Here is a 22,741-nt window from a genome sequence, read left to right on the forward strand (position 1 = left end):
ATCAGGACTTGATTAGGAATGATAAAGCAGATTGTAAATGACTTGGGCCGCTTCCGCACGAGAAGTAATTCCCGATGGATCAAATTGGCCTAGTGCGCGTCCTTGAATGAATCCCAGCTTAGCTGCCGCTTGCACGCTGCTTGCCGCCCATGAAGAGACGCTGTCCATATCCTTAAAGCTAGAGTCCGAGATAGCCTCTAGCTTCTTACCAGTGTGAACCTCATAGGATCTCATCATCATGGTGACCATTTCTTCACGGGTAATGAGACCATTCGGATCAAATTGGTTAGAAGTCTTGCCGCTAATAATACCCGCCGTATATGCGCTAGCAACTGCTTTGGCATACCAAGCATTTGCTGATACATCGCTGAAAACTACCTTGTCGGATTCATTCAGCTTCCATGCTTTTACCAGCATCGCTGTAAATTCCGCGCGTGTAATTGAACGGCTAGGTTCAAACGTTGTTTGACTCGTTCCACTTAGAATTTGTTTCGACGTTAGCTCTGTAATTACGTTGTGCGCCCAGTGACTAACCGGTAAATCGTTGAAAGCTTTCTTCACTTCTAGAACTGCGTATTTACTGAAATGGCTGATTTGCGCCACCATTTCACCGTCCTTGTATTCACCGCCTATATACTCCAAATCCCCTCGATCAGAGATGTAGAATATACCCGCTTCCTTCTTATTAATGTTCGGATCCACTTTTAAGCGAATGGTGATCGGCTGATTGAACTTGGCAAGATACTCCGTCTTCCCGTCAGCCGAAGTAATCGACAAACTGAATTCGTACACATCGCCTGCAAGCTTAATACCCGCATTGGATGAAATCTTGCTTTGGGTAATAATAGCTTCCGCCGCTGTTACGCTTAACGGATTCATCTTCAGAGAAATTGTACTATCCTTCAATTCTTCTGTAGTGAATTTATTCTCCAATTGCTTAAGGAGATCAGTTGGAAGCTCCAACTTTAATTTATCTGACTTAATTTCAAGCTTGTTGTTCGCCAGCAGCTCAGAAGTATTTGAAGGTAATTTGACTTCAGTCGTATCAGGTTTTATAACCACTGTCGCCTTACCGCTTTCTTGTGTTTTAAGCTGGTCTATGGTTACCTTGACCGTGCCAGTCGGCTCAATATTAGTTGAGCTTGAGCTTGTATCCCCTCTACCTCCGTTGGTATCCGGATCCGAAGCCGCTGTGACTGTAACCACAGTAGATGCTTCAAAATTTCCGTCCGTCGTTTTCACGGTAATTGTCGCCTTTCCTGCTTTCATAGCAGTCACGACTCCATCCACTACTGTGGCTACTTTGCTGTCGCTAGTGCTCCACTTTACGGCTTTATTCGTCGCCGTATCTGGTGCTACCGTTGCTGTCAGCGTCTCGCTGCTTCCTACGGTCAGGCTCAGCGTGGATTTGTTCAGCGTTACTCCCGTTACCGGAACTTGAACACCTACGATTTGTTTTAACTCTTTCGTATCTCTGACTCGAATCCGATCTCCCATGGCATATTTACCAGAGAGGCCGACAGCCTCGAGCGTATCCCCTACTTTAAGCTGAGGAATCGGTCCGCTTTGATTGATAATGAAGCCATCTACGAAAACCATAACCTCACCCGAACCATCGTCAATCAAGTAAGTAGTGTCATCCGGTCTCGCAGTAACTTTACCGGTTACTTTCACTAACTGTCCTTGATAGGTATCAGACACTGAATCTTTCGTATTGACAATTTTCGGTTCAATTGGTGTACCAGAGCTGACCTGCACAATACTGTTAGTAAACTTATCGAACTCAATCTCTGTATTGTTTTCGAAAATTTTAATATGTCCATATACTCGGATCACATCGCCGAACTTGAGCGTTCCGACTGGCACCTCGTTAAATGCCATAATGCCTCCAGTATCGTCTTGAACATATGCCGCATCGAAGAATACACCCGCAGCTGTCGTCACTTTGCCCTGAATTAAAACCTGAGTACCCTCTGGCAGCTTGCGCGCATCAGCGATATTCGTCACTTTTGGTTCCAGATGGGACAGCCAGTTCACTACGTTAAGTGCAACCGGGTCGTTTCCTTTGGGGTTGTAAGTCTGGTCCATCTGTTTGTCATTGAAGATATTCATCCCCGAGACAACGATTCTACCGTTACCTACGACCTCTGAAGCAACGAGTGGTATAGCTGACCCGCCCGTTACATCGGTTAACGCTGGTCCCGACTTACCATTAGGGGTGTGAACATTATACGTAGCGGTATCTGCCTTAATTTGCGTTGAGTCTTGGAATGTAGATTCATTACCACGTACCAAAATCGTTATTGAATCGGTGTTAGTCAACGCAACTTTATTGCCAGTACCATCATTCTTAGCTAAACTCGAGCCACTATAATATTCAATTGTAGAAACAAAATCTGTTAAATTGTTGCTAACCGGTTTCGGATGCACACGAACTGAGAAATTGGAATTGAGCGGTGTCCCCCAGAAGTTTCCATCCGTCGTCTCATCGAAAACACCATCATTATTCACCATGAGGCTCGAACCTGCACCTGATAAAATGGCATTCAGATTTTGATTGGAACCGCCATAATTACTCTTTTCTGCTAGGTATAGAGATCCGCCTTGCCCGACAAATTTGGAAATAGCTGCAATCTCCGCACTACTGTAGGCCGAAGCTGGATGCGAAATATACATTACCGAGACATTCTTGAGTACATCGTCTGTGATGGTTACTGCATTCTCGGCAACTGTATATCCCTGCTGTCTCATCATGGTGGTAAATAATTTCAAATTATCTTTGTATGTGCCCGCGTCTTTGGTTGTATTTTCGTTTTGTTTCGAAGCATCGATAAGAATCGTTTTGCCTAGAGGCGCTTTGACTGTAAACACTTGTTCAAATCGATTATCTCCGAGATCTTGATCCACAGAATTCATTATGACAATGACGGTATGGTTTCCTGTAGGAGGATTATTCCAAACAATACTTGCCGTTGTGGATTGATTCACTTTCAGGGAAGAAATTTGAGCATCTCCAATGAGATGACCGGAATCTACTTGATCATAGTAGAAGTGTGCCGTCATATTGGTGATGTCTACAGTGCCCATGTTGCTAATACCCGCTTTTAACGCTGCGTTGTAACCGCCGACAATAGCTCCATCAACAGCCGTCACATCGCTTACTTTTACCGATACAGGTTCTACTGGAGACCAGATCGGCGAAGAGTAAATACGGTCTCCGTCTTTCTGTGTTACACGAGTAATGAACCATTGCTGCCCACCTATGACATTAACGGTAGGTGTCCAAGTAAACGAAGTTTGATTTTCAGTCGGTGTATAACTGTCTATAACCCTTCCGCCATTTGTAAGCAGTTCGACCTTTGCAATGTTATCGTCACTAATTGTCTTCAGATAACTATATTTCGGGTCAGTTTGCTGTTCCAAAACAGAATCGCTTCCGACGATGTTAAACTGCAGATTCTTGGTGTCTGTGGTAGACCCCATGTACCATCCGCTTGCAGACACATCTAGCTTTGCATTCGAATCTTCTGTGAAATAAACACGCATTTTACGCATGGCTTCCATAAGGGAATCCTGAGAAAGATCATTAGCGACGATGACTGTACGCTTTTTGGTTTGACCCCAAGTAGCATCGTGGTTATCCTCGCCATAGGTTGGGGCAACATGCCATCCTAAATCCAGAGCACTGAAAAGCTTCTCTTGGGCATTCGCATAGGAGTATTTCCCCGACCCATTACCAACCTCTAGCATCGTAAAGAGCCTGTCCACATTCTTATCATAAGGAATGAAGTTGTCGAATGCGTTCGCCGACATTGCCGGGTGATTGAATTGCGCAACAATGTTGTCGTATGTCAGAACCCAAGCATAGTAGTTTTGCAGATTTTGATATTTGCCTCCGCTTTCAACACGATCGATAAAGTTAGAAGTACCGAACACATTGGAATGTCCCCAAGTCGTGGAGGTCATTTCGAAAGCCGGGAATACAACAAAGCTGCCGTCTTTTGTATAATTTTTAGCCAAACTCTTCGTTAGTGCCCAATCGGAGCCGCCTGTCCGCTCCGGCATTCCATTATGATCAACGGTGTCCGAGCCAACTTGAGAAGCATCGATATCATGTGAATGATCAGAGAAAGCGAAGAAGTCATAATCATGCGCCATGGCTGCTTTCAAGGCATCCTCCGGGGTACCCGTGGCATCATGGGAAATGTCAGTATGATTATGTGTTGTTCCGTAGTAATGATTACCGCCGGTAAATCTCTCAGCGACTTTAAACTTCCAGGTTCGGGTTGACTCATTACCAAGTTTATCTTTGCCTGATATCGTTACCGAATGTTCACCAGTGCTCAAATCGTCACTTGGCGTTAGCGTCAACTTGACTCTTGTCTCTGTAATAGCAGCCTTCGCCGTAAAGTCATTGACACCATCTATCCAAATTTTGACGGATGTCTGATCGACTCCATTCGCATCCTCCATACTGGCGGAGATTGCGGGATGCTTAGTTTCGATCTCGTCCCCTTCCAGAGGAAGGAAATCGGCATATGCGGGTCCGTCTTTATCTTCCACCACATCGATGGTAATTGGCTCTACCACGCTACCGACGTTTTTCACATTACCACCGTTTATCGCCTCTATATAATACAGCAATTTTCCGGCAGGCATGCTGGCAGTTGCAATCTTGCCATTGTAGTTCAGCTTATCAGCCGATACCATAGCAACGGACGTATACGTCATGTCCGACTGGCCTTTATACCAGATTGTTACACTATCTGCAAATTTCGCAGTCGCTTTAAAATTAGTATCCACACCGATGTATGCTTTCTGCAAAGGAGTATGCATGAGCTGCAGTTCGCCTTGAATATCTCCAGCTTTCCTTGGAAGCAGAGCATAACCGCTGGTATACGGAGAAGCTTGTTTGGATTGCTTCACAATACCTGTGAACGTATAAGTTTCGCCCAACGTAACAGCTCCGCCTGCCACATCGATTCCGGTAGTACTCAGAATGCTCACAATTGCGGTATTGTCAGAATCGTCTGTAACCGTCACGTTATAGTCCGGACCTGAAGCAGGAATATTCGTCACTTTACCCTTGAAAGAAACTAATTTACCTTCCATTGGTTCAGTATTTGCGTATGCGTTCCAGGAATTCAACGTCATTGGAGTTGTACTCGGGAGTGTATTCCCCCCTTCATCCAGCATGGAGGCAGGAATGAATTGCGTTGTTCCTGCTGTAAAGGCTAGTTTACCTGTAATTCTCATTTTATGGCCTAATTGAATAGGTACAGATGGATCTGTGCCGCCGATTACATTTATTCCACCTGTTGCGTCCTGAATATAGAAATTTGTTTTCTCAGGACCCAGCGCTTTATTGCTTGACGATACGACACCCTCGATCATTGCTGAATAGCCGATATTGAGAGGTAAGCCATTCGTGTCGTTTTTGCGCAACTGATCAATCGTAGTTACGGTGCTGGTGTATCCGGTTACGTCGATACGTGTATATTTGCTTTCTTGTGTATCCGTATGAGTCAAATAAACCGAACTACCTGAAACAGGGAAACTTAAAGTAAAGGATCCATCCGCCGCGGATTTGGCTTGAACCGTGTTAGAAACAGTACCGTTACTTTCCAAATAAGCTTTTACCGTTGACGATGCCGGAACGGCTCCTGCTGTACCTACAACTGTACTTGTAGCACCACTTGTGGTAAACGTTATTTTCGATGCATCCGGAGAAAGCATATAGTTTGAATTTCGGATGATCACTTCAGCCGGATTACTCGTGGACGCAGGGGTATTTACAACAAAATCTTTAGAAGGATCTTTTGTAAACCATCCGTTATTAAATCCTATCGCTCCTCTAGGATCAGAGCCAGCGTTGGTCAACCGCAGGATGGTACCACTGCCCACATTTGTAGCAACAAAAGGCTGCCCCCAATATAAAGGATTCTTAAAAACCGTTGTTGCAGCATTCGTATAAGCAAGCAAATCTACCACATCCGGATCAGTAACGCCTGTTACTGCCGTCGTTTTTTTGGCAAGTACGATAGCACCGCCCGTAGATCCACTAGTTGTAAGTCCAGCTACATCTAAATCAGTTGCAATTGGAAGATCTTTACCAGCTGTACCCGTTTGAAAAGTAATTAAGAAATAGCCATGTGCCTTAATCGTACCCGATAACGGCTTTCCAGCTCCAAACGACATTGTAGCCGCAGAGGTGTAAGCGATAGACCAACCATTAAGGTTAATATCCTTATCCGTATTATTATATAATTCAATAAACTTTGTTTTATAAAACGCTCCTGAGTTACCGCCATTCACATACAACTGACTGAGAACGACGTCACCGGGATTAATAACTTGTGTTGCCATAAAAGTAACGGCGACCGGATCGCTCGAATCTTTACCGTTCTCCTGCGCCGTAACATATATAGTTGTTTGGGATTGCAGGTTGGATAAAGTTAGGTTAAAGGATCCATCAGCTGCGGAAGTCCCTGAACCGATCTGCGTTGTCTTATTAGAATCGGCATAAACAGATACTAGGACGCTGCCAGCAACTGCTCCGGCTGATCCCGTAACACTAGTTAAGCTAGGAAAAGTGAGCTTCGAGGCAACTGGATTAGCCGTCTTCGTCTGCACTGGCGCAGGCGCTACTGTAACTGTGCTAGTCGCCGTAAAACCTCCATCTGCCGTTGTTGCTGTGATCACCGCCGTGCCCTCAGTTAGCGGAGTCACTACACCGCTGCTGTTTACACTAGCTACAGCTGCATTGCTTGAGCTCCATGTGACCATTTTGTTTGTCGCGTCGGACGGACTCACGTTCGCGATCAGACCATACACGGAACCTCCAACTGTCATCGATGGAGCGGTATTATTCAACGTAACTCCCGTTACGGCTGTAGATTGACCGGGATTAAGCGGTGTGCCAGTAATGATGATATCGGCAATCCTACTGTTGCCATTAGATTGCGTAATCGTCCCTGTTCCATTGCTACCGACATTTGTCGCACTAATCGAGGAATTGGACGTATTAACCCATCTGATATAAACAACAGGTTGATTATCTACTTCACTAGGCAAACTAACATCTTTTTGAGTAATGCTCGTCGCAAGTTGGTATACAGTGGAAAACGAAACAAAATTAGTTCCATTAAGACTATATTCGAGTTGAAAATCTTTCGGACCTCCATTTGTGCCGTATTGCTTTGAAGAAAGCGATAACCCGGAGTATCCTAAAGTGCTGAATTTCGCCTCCCAGTATCCTCTTGTGGGTGAAGCCCAACCATCTTTATATATAGTGTTGCTAGTAGTTGAGTAAGTAGGAGTTCTATTATTGCTTAATATAAGCACTGCATTATTTTGGTTTTCGGTAGTACCACTACTCGCTTTACTAATATTCGTCGCTGAAAAGGTCCACCCCGCAACAGTCTCCGTCGCGGCTTTTGCCTTTTGAACCAGACCACTCGGCAAAACCATCGTTGCCAGCATCATCACAACTAATACAAGACTGTACCACTTTTTATTCCTGTTCATAAAGCCTAACAATCAAAGCACCTCCATTTTTCTTACAAAATCCTTTAAGTTTTGAAAAGTTGAATTAGGACTGGTTGCAATTTTTATGACACCCCAAAAACCAATCTCCTTAACCTCCTTCGCAAATCTAAATACCTACTCAAATATCTAAGCAAAAAGTACTATAGCATTTATTTATTCGACCATTGTCAAGGGAATGTTAACTTGAAAAAAAGAATACGTTAATTTGAACATAATTTCATAAATCGAATACCAAGAAAACGTTTAAGAAACAGATATCATTCATTTTCTTTATCCCTTGCCATTGATCAAAGTATTAATAATCACAAATAACTTGCATAATGCTCAAATAAAATGAACAAATGGAAAATTTTTGATATCATATTTGTAAAACAAAAAAAGCCTGATCGCACAGAAAACATTCTGTACAATCAGGCTCTCGCTTAGAACACTACCTCATTACAGCACAACCCTAATTAAATCCGAAACCGATATCCCGCTCCCCAGATCGTCTCGATGTATTGCGGGTTGGACGGATCTTGTTCAATCTTCTCGCGCAGCTTGCGAATATGTACGGTCACTGTCGCAATTTCCCCCATGGCATCCATGCCCCAGAGGAGGTCAAAAAGCTGCTCTTTGCTGTACACCCGATTCGGATTCATCGCCAGATGGGTGAGTAGATCGAATTCTTTCGTCGTGAAGACGACTTCTTTCTCATTTACAAAAACACGGCGCGCGGTTTTATCGATCATTAAACCGCGGATGCGGACTTCATCATTCCGCGTTTCGCGCCGCCCCATCAGCCGTTCGTAGCGGGCTAAATGGGCTTTGACTCTAGCCACCAGCTCGCTGGGGCTGAAGGGCTTGATCATGTAGTCGTCAGCGCCAAGGCCGAGGCCGCGGATTTTATCGATGTCTTCCTTTTTAGCGGAAACCATCACGATGGGAATGTCCTTCTCACTGCGAATCCGCCGGCAGATTTCGAAGCCATCCACCTTCGGCAGCATCAGGTCGAGAATAATGAGATCATACTCCGTAGAGAGGGCTCGCTGGAGCCCCTTGTCCCCGCTATTTTCGATATCGACTTCATAGCCGCTAATCTCCAAATAATCCCGCTCCAACTCCGCAATACTTTGCTCGTCTTCAATAATTAAGATTCGACTCATCCTTCGCTCTCCCCCTGCTGACTAAGCGGTAATGCCATGTACACGGTCGTTCCCCGTCCGATGATGCTGGTTGCGCTGATTCTTCCGCCGTGCTCTTCCATAATTTGTTTGGCTATCGCCAGCCCAAGCCCGCTTCCTCCGGTAGCCGTATTACGTGAAGGATCGGCCCGGTAAAACCGGTCAAAAATATGAGGAAGCGACTCTTCCGATATGCCTTGACCTCTATCTTTTATTTGAATGACGGCATGGCCGTCTATCTCTCTCAACGTTAAAGTAATGTGACATTGGCCTTCTTCACTATATTTTATCGCATTTTCGATAATATTGAGCAGTACACGTCTGAGCTTGTCACGATCTGCTGTCACATACAGCGGTGATTTCGGCAGCTCGGTGAGCACGAACTGAACCCCTTTTTTCTCCATATCGAACTGCAATTCCTGCGCGCAATCCAACACGTATTGTCCGAGATCAACCTTCTCGAATTGAAAGGGCACTTTGCCCAAATCCAGCTTGGAGAACAGAAATAATTCATCAATGAGCCGGTCCATATCAGCTGCTTTGTTATAGATGGTTCGAATGTACCGATCCAGCTTGTCTGGGGAATTCGATACACCGTCCATAATCCCCTCGACATATCCCTTAATGGCCGTAACCGGCGTCTTGAGATCATGGGAAATATTCGAAATAAGCTCCTTGCGGTTCTCTTCATATTGAAGCTGAACCTCCACGGACTTCTTGAGCTTACGTCGCATTTCTTCAAATGCCGTACTAAGCTCGCCGATTTCATCATCGGAATGCGGTACAATCTCAAAGTCGAGATTGCCTTCCTTGATTTCCTCCGCCGCACGTTTAAGCGCTCTTAATGGCCTAATAATACTGCGAGAAACGAAGTAGGTTAGGACACCATTCGTCAACACGAGAATGAGAACAAAGGTAACAATGACAGATTTGGAAAATTGGTGGAGATACTTTTGAAAAGGACCGCCGTCCAGAAAGACGAAGACTGAGCCTTTACTTTTATCTGAAAATAAAAAATCCTGCTGTCTAGTTATCCACAGGGAACCTTGATTCCGTTGAAATTGACCGGATGATGTGCCAAATGAAGGCAGCTTGGAGGTATCCTCAGCCTCACCCTGCTTAATATACGGTGAAACGTACGTAATCTCTTTATCCTTCCGGATGATGATGCCCATATTAATTTTATGGAATTTCTCCTCAAGATCCTTCACAAATGCAGGATCCAGAAAAGCATCCGGTTCCGTGTCCGTCTTCGCTTTCATGTAAGCGACATTCTCTAGCTCTTGATCAACAACACGTTTGATCGGATTGCCTTGGGAAAAATCCACCTGAAAGACGGACTTCAGATTCCCAAACGTTGCGACGCTGATTAAGATCACGGCTAGCACAGAGAGCACAAGCGGTACAAGCAGCATGGCTATATAGGAAAGTACCAGCCGTAAACGAATCGACATCCGGATCAAATCTCCTTTTTATCAAACAAATAATATCCTGCTGTAAAAAACAATATACTACACGCCATCAAAAACATAAAGATGCTGCTCATCTTGCCAATGGCCATCGAGCTGCCAATCCAGAGCATATGCCAATCCGTGTAAGCTGTTGGCGAGTAGGTTGCAATTTGCGGAATGAAAAAAGCAGCTACTTTAAACCCCAAATAAAGAAGAATGCTTACGGTCAAAGCGGAGCTGCTGCTGGAGAAAAACTGTGCAAGAAACACGGCTGCTATACTGAGCACAAGCAGAGGAACGAATGCCGAGCCATAGGCTAGGAACCACGTAATGACTGTACGACCGCCTCCGAAATGTTGGAAAAATAAGGCAGACAAGATAGAAGCCAGCAAAGCAGCGATTAAATAAAGCGCAATGTACACGCCCAGCGCGATTTGCTTGGATGCGAAAACCTTAAAGCGAGTGATGGGCCGAGTGAGCGTATTCTTCATCGTGCGTTCACCCATCTCACCAGCGAATACATCCGCGGCTCCCATGAACACGAACAGAGGCAGGAATATACTCGTAAATAAACCGAGCATGACGATAGGGAAATCGCCCGATGCGATGGCTCCGATGCCGATGCCACTTTGAAAACGTGCAAGCAGCAAGCCTGCAATAACAGGAAGAAGGAGCGTAACAACTAGGAAGAAAATAGTTTTCTTTTTCGATGCGAGTTTGATCGTTTCGTTCCAGACGTTGGCGGTTAAGCTATGCATGGGCAGCGAGCCTCCTGACTTCATTAATTTCACGCAAGTACGCTTCTTCCAGCGTCGCGCTGCCATTGGATAACTCAGAGATGAGCCCCTCACGAACAAGCCGTCCTTGATGAATGATGCCCATGCGATTGCACATCAGCTCCATTTCATGAATGAGATGACTGGAGATGAGGAACGTTATTCGCTCTTCACGCGCTAAGTGCATGATGATTTCACGAATATGAACCATCCCTTCAATATCAAGCCCATTGGTTGGCTCATCGAGAATTAGAAGTTCTGGCTTCGACAGCATCGCTGCCGCTAGTCCTAGCCGCTGCTTCATGCCCAGTGAGTAGCCCGCAACCTTTTCGTGCTGAAAAGGGGTGAGTCCGACGATCTCCAGTACTTCGTCCACTCGCTGCTTGCCGATCCCAGGGTAAAAACGCGCCGCTAACTCCAAATTCCGCTTGCCGCTCATATAGGTGTAAGCTTCGGCTGTTTCAATCAGCACACCAACCTTCGCCATTGCCTGCTCATAATGTGTAGACACATCATAGCCGAACAGCTTCACTTCGCCTTGCTGCGCTTTTGTTAAACCAGCCATGATCTTCATGACCGATGTTTTACCGGCGCCATTGGGTCCGAAGAACCCATAGATATCGCCCTGCTGCACCGTCATATTCACTTGATGGATGCCGCGCAAATTTTTGTAAGTTTTCGTGAGGTTCCTAATTTCTACTACGGGTTTCATGAACGGGCCGCCTTTCAGAATGAATGAGGAGGTCAACGCTCGTTGAACCCTCCCCTTGTCTTTCTATTAATGTTTCTCTCCCCAGTTTTTGTGGGAATTCTCATCAAACTTCACAGTTTCCACTTGTTTTCCGTTCAAATCAATCGAATCCGGTGTTGTCGAGTTCAGACTAGATAATGTCATATCTACACTTAAGACCACATCATGCGCTGCACCCTGAGCATCTTTACCGGAAATATGGATTTGTGCCGTTTGATTCGTAATGTGGTTATCCGCATCCACGCTAGCGTTCACTTCGACCTCATCCATTTTGATGTCCGTTACAAGCTGAGGCAGGCTGTTTTTAAGTGTCGTTACATCTACACCAAGGGTATCCGCTTTAGCAGGGATTGGACGGTGACTGTTCTCTGCAGTGCCGTGTTTAATAACCAGCGAGCCAATTGTGTTCACAACAGGTGAAATCTGACTACCGGACAGTTTGAAATGAATGTCCTTCACGTTACCAGGTGCTTCACTCATCGTTACATAGTTCTTCAGGTTGCCAACCAATGCATCGACTACATTTTCCACTTCGCTAATCACTTGTGGGTCAGGTGTATGGTTTGCTTGGTCATGCCCTTTGAACTTGCCTGGCATACCTTCACCTTCCAGTACTTTATACACTTCGGAATCCTCTGTTTTTACAATCTGCTTCCCATCTTGGCTGTAGAAGTGAATCGTTTGCTCATCCGTTCCGCTTTTCACGTTGACTACCGCGCTGCCAGCTTGATCGACGCCAGTGCTCTTAATGGTTGATTTCACATTGAGTAATGAAGCCCCATTGTCTTGTAGGGACACATTCACCTGGCGTGTTACATTCTTCACCGCTGCTGTTTGTTTGAATGCTGATTTGAATGTCTCATACCCGGGAGCGTCTCCCACACCTGCATATACCGAGGTCACTAGCATCATGCTGCCTACCGCAACGCCTAATCCCAACATCGCTAACTTCTTATTCATATCTTATTTCCTCCGCGTATTCATACGCTTTATCTAATTTGGATGCGTTCCTCGCTTCCATGTATTCATCATATCCCCTCCGAATTAACTGCCTCTAAATCACCTATAAACCTCGCCTAAAACAATTCTTAAATTTTTATAAAAAAAGCCTCCAAAACCGCAATTTGCGGAGATGAAGGCCTTAACTTTTGGCTAATGACTAATACTGCTGCTCCTTGTCTTTCATCTTAAGCATCCCTGAGTGAGTTAACTGGATATCTACTTTAATATCCCCTAATTGATAGTCTTCCAGCGGTTTCTCTCCGTTAGATGTAAGCTTAGACCACTCGGGAAAAGCTTGTTTATATAACGCATGTTCGAGCTGAAAAACATCCGTATCGAGCTTTCTTCCCTGCTTAAACGTTTGCTCGATTTCCTCTGCGATTGATTTAACGATCTGTTTTTGCAGCGTATCTTCATCAACGTTCTCAAGCAATTCGGCAACGACAGCCTTGGCTTCGATATGAACTATCGAATACGGGTTGATCTCCTTTCATTCGAGGTGTAATGCGAGCTTTAGGCTTCTGAATAGAAACAGATAGCCCAGCTTTACCATTTATATAAACGACCATAGGTGTGCGAACTGTGCTTTTTTCTAACCAACGCGCACCTTTGAATTCATCCTCTGACAGCCATTCCACATGATTTTTTTTAGCTATCGCATAGACACCGCTTACTTCTAGTTTAGGATCTGGTTTTTCATTTTTCACCCACACGTCCTTACGAATTGCCAAGGAGGGCATCATCACTGTGTTCCCAGGCTCTCTAGCAAGGGCACCAACCCTGTACAATTTGAGCGGACGAATATAAGAACGTTGAAGGTAATTTTCTACAGGCTGCATAAGAATAGAAGACAGAGGGGAGACATTAAAAAAAGGGATGACCGAAAAAATCGTCTCTATCGGCTCATCCGTACTATAAACCCATTGGGTATACCTCGTTTCACCATAACGTACGGAACTATCAGTAAAATTACCTATACCTTGCTTAAGTGCCTCTCTTGTAAAAACATAAGCACCTACATGCCCCCAAAAGACTCGCTGCTGTGTTGTTTTGTACAAACGGGTGTAAGCATCATCAACCGTGTCCCCTTCCTCTTGTCCGACCCAAATCATGGAAGGCCCTCTTTTACCGCCCTCCTGTTTAGCCACGCTGGAGAAGTCTAACATTTGGCAGTATACGACATAGCGCCCTTTTTGATAATCGAAGCCTATCGCAGTAATGTAATTCGTATCTTGGATCGTCTTTATATCCCAACAGCCTGTCTGACTTACCAGAAGCAGCATTCCGAAGACCAGTCGTCCTAACCCTTTCGTTATCATGAGGACTCCCCGCCTTGGCGTGTGTCATCCTTCGTATGTAATGCCTTCGGTCTTCGCTTCATTTTGTTCCACGGCTTGGCCAATACGGAAGAGATAATATCCCTGAACTGTGGCGGCGACAAGGGCGATAAGTAAGGCACTCCGAATGATTCTAATGTTGACAAATATAAAACGAGCCCCATGAGGGATACCATAAACCCGTAAATACCGAAAATTGTGGATATGATTAAAATTATGATCCGCAGCACGGTAATCGTTCCCGCTAGCGATTGATTCACTAGGGTGTACATCGATATCGTCGAAATGGAGGTCACCACTAATGTTGTAGGGCTCGTAATTCCCGAACGTATCGCGGCGTCCCCAACAATAAGCCCGCCAACGACAGTGACCGTTTGACCTACCACCTTGGGCAGCCGCGCTCCCGCTTCACGAAACATTTCGAACAGCAGCAGCATGATAATAAAATCCATCGGACCTGACAAGGGTAAACCCAACCTGGATGTAGCGATAGTAGCTACTAACGGATACGGGATTTGGTCCAGATTAAAGGCGGATAGTGAAATCCAAAAACCAGGCAATAAGGCTGAAACGATCAACCCGCCTATACGCAAAATACGTTCGAACGCGACATAATAGTAGGGGGCATGCACATCTTCAGGGGATTTCAATATATACATCAAATTCGCCGGCGCAATAATAACCATGGGTGAACCGTCCACGATGACCGCGAATCGTCCGCGCAGCAAGCAATCCGCTATATAATCGGGTCTTCCCGCATAATCCAACAGGGGAAAGAAGGGGTATTTGCGCCCAGACATCTCACCTTCTAATTGCGAGCTGCTAATCAGGGCATCAACGTTAATAGCTTGAAGCCGCTGCTTTGCTTCCTGGAGGATATTCGGATTTATTACATCGCCTATATAAAGGAGAGCTACCGAGGTGTTACTTCTCGTCCCGATTTGCATTTTTTCAACGCAAAGACTGCGCGTCAGCAAGCGTTTGCGAACGAGCGCGATATTCGTAACGATGCTTTCTGTAAAGGCGTCTCTTGGACCTTTGATAGATGTCTCTGTACTCGATTCCTCTGGTGAGCGGTTGGGTGGCGCAGATATATCCAGTGCATACAATAATTGCGTCTCTTCAAAAAATAAGATCAGCGATCCTGCATACAACGAAACCGTCATCGACTCTTTGGCGTTAGATCCCGTAATTTCAATCAATTGAAGCATCGTATTCACATCTAGCTTAGACGCACTAATAGCAAGTTCATTTTTAAATAGACCTTCAAGCTTAGGCAGTACAAGATTCTCGATATGATCCATATTGGTCATACCTTCGCAGTACATGAGCAACACTCGCCCCTTCGGATGAGCATCCGATAATCGGTAAGATTTCACGATCACATCGTCAGACAACGCAAACCAATCTCGAAAATCCTGCTCATTCATTAGGCATTCTTCTCCTTTCGTTTCCCCGGCAGGATCGACATCACAAGCAAGACAAGAAGCAAGCTTAAGCCTATTCCAAACATAATGGGATAATATCTATTTTGAATGAGATGCACCATCTGGTTGTCTGTAACTGGGTACAAGCTCGCCGCTAGGAACAACAGGCTGATCCCCATCAGCATTAGAGTCCGTGTGCGCTTCTTTTGAATACCAATAAGATCCACACTAAGAAACATTAGCATCGACGTCCGGACACAAGCCCCTGATATCCATTGGAAAATAGACAAGAAATCCAAATGGGAAATATATTTCCCCAAGGTAACCATGCGCCACTGTTCAAAGGCTGGATACCTTATATCCGCGGCTTCAAAAGGACCGAATATGGCAATAGCGCCCGTTAACGGTCCTATGGTAAGTCCAATCATAATTGCTGCAAGAATCAATAAAGCCGACAGCCGGATACGGGAATCGACATGATGTTGGAGGAATACAAGAGTTAGCAGTTCGAAGGAGGCGCCACAAGTAAGCATGATGGAAGTAAGTGTAGGTCCATAACCGTGTGTAAATAAAGGCGTAAGCAGGCTGTAGTCTTTATACTGGAAATTAGCTCCCATCACAAAATACCCAAGAAAAACGACAACCGGCAGTAGAATGCCTGAGGTAATTGCAATCGCTCGCACCCCTGATCTCGCCGCGAAAAAGCAAAAAATTATAAACAGAAGAGCAATCATGAAAGGCGGTGTCCGAGGTAAATAGGTCACATTTGTCCATGTCACCATCTCTTTTATAGTTATTATTGCATTTACAAAACAAATGGTAATGAGACCTAGTTTGAATAGAATAACGACCACTTTCCCAAATTTTTGTTTAATCCACTCCATCATGTTCATCTGTTTCGTACGTTTAACGACGATATAAAGCAGACATACCCATAGGAGCAAAGGAATCAGGGCGACAGCTGCGCCGAACCAGGAATCACGCTTACCTAAATGCAGCAGCACCGGAATTAATAAAACATGGTTCGTGATGCCAATGGATAGGACTAAGATAAAATATAATTGAAGCGCGGTAATTTTCTTGGTTCCGGACATTAGCTAATCTCCCACATTGGTATTAGGTGGAAACTTTTTATAAATTAAGATTTCCTATTCCTGCGGATTTATGCGGTGCGGCAAATTAGATTTAGACGCCTATCGAAATTAGGTCTTCCATCGATTGCAAAAAGAGAAGAGAGGGTGTAAATTTAATGAATAATGACATAGTACGGCAGCTTGATGAAGGGGTGAGGTGAAAGGAATGTTTACGGAAGAAGAAAAAGAGGGCTTGTACAAAAGCATTTATACAAGAAGGGATGTACGCACATTTTTATCGGATCCTATCCCTGAAGAAACGATAATGAAATTATTAAATGCAGCACACCATGGTCCTTCAGTAGGATTTATGCAACCCTGGAATTTTATCATCATTTCTTCAGATAAAGTGAAAGAACGTTTGGCTTGGGCGGCAGATAAAGAGAGACGGGCCTTAGCCATTCATTATGAAGATACACGACAAGACGAATTTCTAAATCTCAAGATCGAAGGCATCAAACAAGCACCAATTACGATTTGCGTTACTTGTGACCCTACACGCGGCGGTTCTCATGTGCTAGGAAGAAATTCTATACCAGAAACCGATATCATGTCTGTTGCTTGCGCGATTCAAAACATGTGGTTAGCAGCATGTGCAGAGGGATTAGCTATGGGTTGGGTAAGCTTCTATAAGAAAAATGATGTGCGAGATATCCTAGGGATACCTCCTCATATTGATCCAGTAGCCTTGCTATCTATTGGATTCACAGAAAATTATCCAGAGAAGCCCATTTTAGAGACAGCCAATTGGGAGAAACGCCGCAGCCTGACGAATCTAATATTCAGCGAGACTTGGGGACATTCAAAAGGTTCAATTTAGCATATAAGACGATTGATCCAGATCTAACTTTCGCAAGAAAAGCCGCCCTCCTATCAATCAGAGGGCGGCTTTGTGCATCCTATTTTATATTAGAATGTTGCGAGAATGATGACCAACAGAATGTACAGAACCAATACAATAGCTGTGTTAGAATATCCAACGCCTGACATGGCTATTCCTCCCTTCTGCCTGCAAGAACCTTTTCTTTCTTGTTGCTCGATCTATCCTATGTCGGGCAGGGCAGATGTGTATGGACGAATGTCTATTCGTTCAGGAGAAAAGGTGTCAATTCACCTAGATAAAACACGTCTAGGTGATGAAGGGCACGGGTGCAAGCGGTGTAAAACAGCTTGCGTTCCTTCGCTTCCGCGTAGACAGCCGCCCCGGCATCGTAGAGAATAACGGCGTCGAACTCGAGCCCTTTGGCGAGGTACGCCGGCAGAATCATGACGCCTGCCTCATAGTGCAGCGTCTCTTTGGTGATCCGCGCGAGTCCCGGCAGCAGCGGCTTAAGGCTAGCGTACGCGCGGCGCGTCTCGCGCTCGGTCTTGCAAATGATCGCGACGGAGCTTGCACCGCCGTCGCGCCTAGCGATTGCCGCCTCAGCAACGAGGCGGCTGAGGCGGCCATCGTCCGCCGCGCGCAGAACACGCGGCGCCTCGCCGCTGCGGCTGAACGGCTCGATCGGCTCGCCGCCCGGCAGCACGCGACTAGCGAAATCAACGATTTCGCGCGTCGAGCGGTAGCTCTTGACGAGGCGGATCGTCTCCGTCTCGTCTTCCTTCATCAGCTCGCTAATGGAGCTGTACTCGCTCGGTTGCCCCTCGCCATCCGAACTGCTCGCGTTCGCGTGCGTGAAGATCCCTTGATTCCAGTCCCCGAGCAGGGTAAACCGAGCACGCGGGAACAGCTTCTTCAAGTACGCATAGTGAAACGGCGAGTAATCTTGCGCTTCATCCACAAGACAATAGCGGATGGTGCCTACGCGCAGCTGTCCCTCAACGAGGCCCTTCAAATAGACAAGAGGTGTCGCATCCTCGTAATGCAGCATTCCCTTAGCAAGCGCGTCTGCCGTGAAGGCGCTGATCGTATCCCAAGCTGCGGGCAGGCGCTGCCCCTCATGGTGCATAAGCTCTTGATGCAGCTCACGATTTGTATAAAGGTCTTGGTACATCCCGAGCACGTCCACATAAGCTAGCTTCCGCGCCTTCTCCTTAAGAGGAGCAATCGCTTTATGCGCTTTGACCTTGCTCATCTTTTTCATCTCTGGCTCGGTGCCCACATATTTCGGCTCCCGCACCATTTTACGATAAAACCTCTTCTGTACATCCACTTGAAATTCATCCAGCTTCTCCAGCATCCACTCCGATAACTGCTCCATCCGTTCACCCAAAGCAAGAATAGAGGACTTGCTGTAAAACCGTTCGCTAAGCTCCTCGGCGGTAATCAACACTTTCTTACCTACCGATAAATCTTGGAATCGGATTCCACCGTTTTTCAGCTTCTCCCCGTAGGCCTCAATGACACTGAGAAAAGCAGCGGACGTTTTGTAATGAATGCTTTGCAGCCGCGCTGCGTAAGCGGGATCTTGATCCGTCCCCGTAAGGATAAACTCCAATTGATCGTAGGGATCTTCCAGCGCTAGACCCGTGTCGCTTAATTTATGTGTTAAATAGTCTTGGAATGTCGTTTGCTGCATGGTAGCTTCGCCAAGCTCCGGCAGTACGTGAGAGACGTAATCGCTGAACAGGGAGTTCGGCGAAAACAGAATCATATTGTCGGCGCTAAGCGTCGTCCGATATTTGTAGAGCAAATACGCGATGCGCTGCAGCGCGACGGAGGTTTTGCCGCTGCCGGCCGCCCCCTGCACGACGAGCACCTTGTGCCGATCATCACGGATGATCTGGTTTTGCTCGCGCTGGATCGTCGTGACGATGCTGTGCATCTTCTCGTCGGCGCTGCGGCTTAGCATCTGCTGAAGCATCTCGTCACCGATGGAGATCCCCGTATCGAACACGTCCTGCAGCACGCCGGCCTTGATGATGTACTGGCGCTTGAGCATCAGCTCGCCGCTGACATCCATCTCCGGTGTCCGATACGTCGCTGGGCCCGGCGGATAGTCATAGAACAGACTGGCTATAGGCGCGCGCCAGTCGTAGATAAGAATTTCATCCGTCTTGGCATCTATGAAGGACGTCAGTCCGATATAAATCTTCTCGCGCTCCTGCTCTCCGCTCTCCTTGAAATCAATGCGGCTGAAATATGGCGCATCGACGACACGCTGCAGCTTACGCAGCGCATCCTGCGCCAAGCGATAGCTGCGTTCTTGACCCTGCAGCACGTGCTCCTGCTGGGCCATACTCGCTGCCGTCTCAATCAAATCATCCGCATTATCCGCATTGACCGAGATATCATCCCAGAAGCTGCGGCCAATTGCTGTCGCTTCCGATCGTCGCTCATCCACCGTTTGGCGCAGCTCTTCAATTCGCTGCTGTATATTACCTCGGACAGAGGCAACGCGCTGCGTCTCCCTCTCCCGTTCTTCGTTCTCTATAGGCATACGGTCTCACTCCAGTTCTATCTATTTATATACACCGTGGATCACCTCTTCAAATTCAGGCTCTTCCATATGTACGTCATCCATATCGCCCCAGCTGCTGACGATTCGCAGCACTTCCATCGCTTTCAGCTCCTGACGGTTGCAAGCGATCGTGAGACAATTCGCTTCTTGCTCCACCACGCGAAACGGAAGCTCCCAGCCGGCAGGAACTTGGATTTCACCTCGATAAGTAACCTTCATCATCGTTGGTAAGCCAATGCGCTCCCGCAGCTCATCGATCGACCCGTCATAGCCGATTTGCCCATGATTGATCACGATGACTCGTTTACACAATTGCTCGATATCATCCATATCATGCGTAGTCAGCAGAATCGTCTTACCGAAATCTCGATTTAATGTCTGAAGAAAGCCGCGAATGTTCCGCTTGGCGACAACATCCAATCCGATAGTCGGCTCATCCAGAAATAAAATATCCGGATCATGCAGCATCGAAGCCGCCAAATCGGCCCGCATCCGCTGACCAAGGGACAGCTTCCGCACAGGCGTGTCCATCAGCTCCTTCAGTTCCAGAAGCTCTGTCAATTCGCCTAATCTGCGGCGGGCGGTGCTTTCCTCCACCCGATACATCGCCGTAAGGATCTCATAAGAATCCTTCACCGGCAGATCCCACCACAGCTGACTGCGCTGACCGAATACAACGCCAAGCTGCCTAACGACTCGCCTTCGATGCTTCTGAGGACTATACCCGTGGATTAACACCTCGCCGGAGGTGGGGTGAAGAATGCCGGTGAGCATTTTGATCGTCGTCGACTTTCCCGCTCCATTAGGTCCAATATACCCGACGAACTCGCCAGATTCAATCTCGAAGCTTACATCGTGCACCGCTTCCTTCTCTTTATAGGCTCGTGAGAACAAAGTTCGAATGCCAGAGAACCTGCCTTCTCTGACTAGCGGAGTTTGAAAGGTTTTGCGCAAATTCGTTACGGTTATCATGTTTTCTTGTAATCCCTCCTTGTATGAAGCCCTTGATTAACTTCCTGTGCTTTGATAGCGAGATAGTCCTAGCTTCCAGAAGCGCATGGCCAGCCAGAGCGCAGCGAATGAAACCGCAATAGTTCCTAGCAGCATCCCGATGCCGCCTTGATGTCTTAGCAAGTATAAAGTAGGTATGTAATTGACGAATCCTACCGGAACGAGCACCAACAGCGCGCCCTGCAGCCACTTTGGATATAAGGAAAGCGGATAGCGCGCCGCGGTTTGAGAAGCGTCTTCGGTCATATTTTGCAGGGATTCGATCCGGGTCAGCCAAAAGCCGGCTGCTGCAGTTGCCAAACCAATGGCGAATAAAATAATGGCACCCGTTAGGATAATTAACACCGTTAAAGGTACGGCTGACCATCCGATTTGTCCATTAGCCATCAAGGCTTTCATAGCGATAAAAAGTAAAATGATGCCTTGCCCTACTTCGGCAAATAAGACACGTGAATTTTGTGTCATCAGCGCCAGCAGCACAGGGACAGGCCGTGTGAGAAGCGCATCCAGATCACCGGAAACGAGATATTTCTCTAGATGATGCACATCGGAAGCCAGCGTGCGATAGATCGCTTTGGATATCATCATGACCCCATACAGATAACACACCTCGTACAGTGTCCAGCCTTTGATATTGCCAAAACGCATCATCACGAGCGCCACCATCAGAAATTCTGAGATATGTACAAAGGAAGCCATCACGGTCGAAAAAAAGAAATTAAACTTATACTGCATTCGGCTTCGCAAGCTCGCCTTGATCAGCAATATATAGAGCCTTACTGACATCATCCGCCTTGCACCTCCAGCTTTCTGCGTACCCCTTGCGTAACCGCCAAACAGACACAAGTAAACCCGATGCCCCATAGGAGAGCTCCGAGCACAACAGTTCCTTGTTCAAGCTGCATGTAAATACGAGTTGGGTAATAGAGTAGATAGGGATATGGTGTGTAAAAGCTAATCGTGCGGAGCCAACCTGGCAGCCATTCAAGCGGAATGAAAAAACCAGAGAGCAGTGTACTGAAGGAATAATTAACCCAGTAAAACCAACGAGATTCTGTGGTCCACAAGGCTGCTACGCCTATCAAATAATTTGTGCAAATGGAGATATATGCCGCCAAGACGAGCGCAATCGCTGTCCAGCCATAAACCGAAGCGTGATGTGGAAGCTGTAAGGAGAAAATAAAGTAATAGAGGGCATAAATCGGGATAAATTTATAAAGAAACTGATAATATACCTGGCCCCATTCCCGGCTCATCGCCTGATAGAATAAGTGTACCGGCCGCATGAGATCGACCGCAATTTGCCCGGTGCGCACCGATTGCTCGAGCCCGAGTCCATTCGTCGTGAACTGCGTAATCCAAAGGATTGCTTGGTTAAAAGCAATATAACCTACAATCCCTTTAGCCCCGTATTCACCGAGTGACGAGTCGCTCCCCAAACCGGTCCAGATGCTGGCATAAATGAAGCCAAACACCGCGCTCACTGCATTGTGCAGCAGATGCGAACCGCGATACTGCAAATTCCTCGCATACGCCTTGCGCGCCAAAACCGCGAAAAGCATAAAACACCTCCTGAGCTGTTTTGATCCTTATCCACTAGCTTTTTTTTGCAGCCGCCGCGTAGAGACGGAAGTCTATATTACCAAAATTCCCCTAACCATGGCAATGATTATTTTTTTACCGCAGATGAAGGCCACACTTAACGATGAAAAACATCGTCTCAGCTCACCGCCCTCCACCA

15 protein-coding genes are annotated in these 22,741 nt (G+C 46.4%); 1 reads left to right on the plus strand and 14 read right to left on the minus strand.

Annotated elements, in window-relative coordinates; all coding sequences use genetic code 11:
- Nucleotides 1-12: 12 nt before the first annotated feature.
- The 10 genes from G519_RS51595 to G519_RS0110060 form a co-directional block, all read right to left on the minus strand.
- Nucleotides 13-7,539 (minus strand): S-layer homology domain-containing protein, encoded by a 7,527-nt coding sequence (locus G519_RS51595; protein WP_051253298.1) that lies wholly within the window; start codon nucleotides 7,537-7,539, stop codon nucleotides 13-15.
- A gap of 464 nt (nucleotides 7,540-8,003) precedes the next feature.
- Nucleotides 8,004-8,693: a response regulator transcription factor gene (locus tag G519_RS0110020; RefSeq protein ID WP_029194561.1), complete on the minus strand. Its 690-nt coding sequence runs from the start codon at nucleotides 8,691-8,693 to the stop codon at nucleotides 8,004-8,006.
- Nucleotides 8,690-10,165, minus strand: a complete 1,476-nt coding sequence (locus G519_RS0110025; protein ID WP_029194562.1) for a sensor histidine kinase — start codon at nucleotides 10,163-10,165, stop codon at nucleotides 8,690-8,692. Before G519_RS0110025 ends, G519_RS0110020 begins: the two co-directional genes overlap by 4 nt.
- Nucleotides 10,166-10,170: 5 nt before the next feature.
- The gene (locus G519_RS0110030) at nucleotides 10,171-10,920 is read right to left on the minus strand and encodes an ABC transporter permease subunit (RefSeq protein ID WP_029194563.1); all 750 of its coding nucleotides are present in this window, start codon (nucleotides 10,918-10,920) and stop codon (nucleotides 10,171-10,173) included.
- Nucleotides 10,913-11,650, minus strand: a complete 738-nt coding sequence (locus G519_RS0110035) for an ABC transporter ATP-binding protein (protein ID WP_029194564.1) — start codon at nucleotides 11,648-11,650, stop codon at nucleotides 10,913-10,915. Before G519_RS0110035 ends, G519_RS0110030 begins: the two co-directional genes overlap by 8 nt.
- 66 nt (nucleotides 11,651-11,716) lie before the next feature.
- Nucleotides 11,717-12,649 carry a hypothetical protein gene (locus G519_RS0110040; RefSeq protein ID WP_029194565.1) on the minus strand — a complete coding sequence of 311 codons (933 nt, stop codon included), beginning with the start codon at nucleotides 12,647-12,649 and terminating at the stop codon, nucleotides 11,717-11,719.
- A gap of 199 nt (nucleotides 12,650-12,848) precedes the next feature.
- Nucleotides 12,849-13,124: a Ger(x)C family spore germination C-terminal domain-containing protein gene (locus G519_RS0110045; protein ID WP_029194566.1), complete on the minus strand. Its 276-nt coding sequence runs from the start codon at nucleotides 13,122-13,124 to the stop codon at nucleotides 12,849-12,851.
- Complete coding sequence (locus tag G519_RS0110050; RefSeq protein ID WP_029194567.1) at nucleotides 13,117-14,010, minus strand: Ger(x)C family spore germination protein; 894 nt, start codon at nucleotides 14,008-14,010, stop codon at nucleotides 13,117-13,119. The genes G519_RS0110045 and G519_RS0110050 overlap by 8 nt, the downstream gene beginning before the upstream one ends.
- On the minus strand, nucleotides 14,007-15,458 hold the full coding sequence (locus G519_RS0110055; RefSeq protein WP_051253299.1) for a spore germination protein: 1,452 nt from the start codon (nucleotides 15,456-15,458) through the stop codon (nucleotides 14,007-14,009). The genes G519_RS0110050 and G519_RS0110055 overlap by 4 nt, the downstream gene beginning before the upstream one ends.
- Nucleotides 15,458-16,549, minus strand: a complete 1,092-nt coding sequence (locus tag G519_RS0110060; protein ID WP_029194569.1) for a GerAB/ArcD/ProY family transporter — start codon at nucleotides 16,547-16,549, stop codon at nucleotides 15,458-15,460. Before G519_RS0110060 ends, G519_RS0110055 begins: the two co-directional genes overlap by 1 nt.
- Before the next feature lie 205 nt (nucleotides 16,550-16,754).
- On the opposite strand from G519_RS0110060, the gene bluB reads away from it, so the two are divergent.
- Nucleotides 16,755-17,408, plus strand: coding sequence for a 5,6-dimethylbenzimidazole synthase (gene bluB, locus G519_RS0110065; protein WP_029194570.1), 654 nt, complete (start codon nucleotides 16,755-16,757; stop codon nucleotides 17,406-17,408).
- 262 nt (nucleotides 17,409-17,670) lie between these two features.
- Here the strand turns inward: bluB and helD are convergent, their stop codons facing one another.
- From helD to G519_RS0110090, 4 genes are read right to left on the minus strand one after another with little or no spacing between them, the layout of a single operon-like run.
- The gene (gene helD / locus G519_RS0110075) at nucleotides 17,671-19,968 is read right to left on the minus strand and encodes an RNA polymerase recycling motor HelD (RefSeq protein WP_029194571.1); all 2,298 of its coding nucleotides are present in this window, start codon (nucleotides 19,966-19,968) and stop codon (nucleotides 17,671-17,673) included.
- A 21-nt stretch (nucleotides 19,969-19,989) separates the two neighbouring features.
- Nucleotides 19,990-20,961 (minus strand): ABC transporter ATP-binding protein, encoded by a 972-nt coding sequence (locus G519_RS0110080; protein WP_029194572.1) that lies wholly within the window; start codon nucleotides 20,959-20,961, stop codon nucleotides 19,990-19,992.
- Between the two features lie 36 nt (nucleotides 20,962-20,997).
- Entirely contained in the window at nucleotides 20,998-21,789 is a 792-nt protein-coding gene (locus G519_RS0110085; RefSeq protein ID WP_029194573.1) for an ABC transporter permease, read from the minus strand.
- On the minus strand, nucleotides 21,786-22,562 hold the full coding sequence (locus G519_RS0110090; RefSeq protein ID WP_029194574.1) for an ABC transporter permease: 777 nt from the start codon (nucleotides 22,560-22,562) through the stop codon (nucleotides 21,786-21,788). The genes G519_RS0110085 and G519_RS0110090 overlap by 4 nt, the downstream gene beginning before the upstream one ends.
- Nucleotides 22,563-22,741 lie beyond the last annotated feature (179 nt).

It is taken from the genome of Paenibacillus alginolyticus DSM 5050 = NBRC 15375 (genome assembly GCF_000422905.1).
Lineage (GTDB): Bacteria > Bacillota > Bacilli > Paenibacillales > NBRC-103111 > Paenibacillus_E > Paenibacillus_E alginolyticus.

Coding starts and splice junctions, on each gene's coding strand:
- G519_RS0110060 (WP_029194569.1), bottom strand. CDS start 16,549: ATGTCCGGAACCAAGAAAATTACCGCGCTTCAATTATATTTTATCTTA.
- G519_RS0110080 (WP_029194572.1), bottom strand. CDS start 20,961: ATGATAACCGTAACGAATTTGCGCAAAACCTTTCAAACTCCGCTAGTC.
- G519_RS0110020 (WP_029194561.1), bottom strand. CDS start 8,693: ATGAGTCGAATCTTAATTATTGAAGACGAGCAAAGTATTGCGGAGTTG.
- bluB (WP_029194570.1), top strand. CDS start 16,755: ATGTTTACGGAAGAAGAAAAAGAGGGCTTGTACAAAAGCATTTATACA.
- G519_RS0110090 (WP_029194574.1), bottom strand. CDS start 22,562: ATGCTTTTCGCGGTTTTGGCGCGCAAGGCGTATGCGAGGAATTTGCAG.
- G519_RS0110030 (WP_029194563.1), bottom strand. CDS start 10,920: ATGCATAGCTTAACCGCCAACGTCTGGAACGAAACGATCAAACTCGCA.
- G519_RS0110040 (WP_029194565.1), bottom strand. CDS start 12,649: ATGAATAAGAAGTTAGCGATGTTGGGATTAGGCGTTGCGGTAGGCAGC.
- helD (WP_029194571.1), bottom strand. CDS start 19,968: ATGCCTATAGAGAACGAAGAACGGGAGAGGGAGACGCAGCGCGTTGCC.
- G519_RS0110055 (WP_051253299.1), bottom strand. CDS start 15,458: ATGAATGAGCAGGATTTTCGAGATTGGTTTGCGTTGTCTGACGATGTG.
- G519_RS0110085 (WP_029194573.1), bottom strand. CDS start 21,789: ATGATGTCAGTAAGGCTCTATATATTGCTGATCAAGGCGAGCTTGCGA.
- G519_RS0110025 (WP_029194562.1), bottom strand. CDS start 10,165: ATGTCGATTCGTTTACGGCTGGTACTTTCCTATATAGCCATGCTGCTT.
- G519_RS0110050 (WP_029194567.1), bottom strand. CDS start 14,010: ATGATAACGAAAGGGTTAGGACGACTGGTCTTCGGAATGCTGCTTCTG.
- G519_RS0110035 (WP_029194564.1), bottom strand. CDS start 11,650: ATGAAACCCGTAGTAGAAATTAGGAACCTCACGAAAACTTACAAAAAT.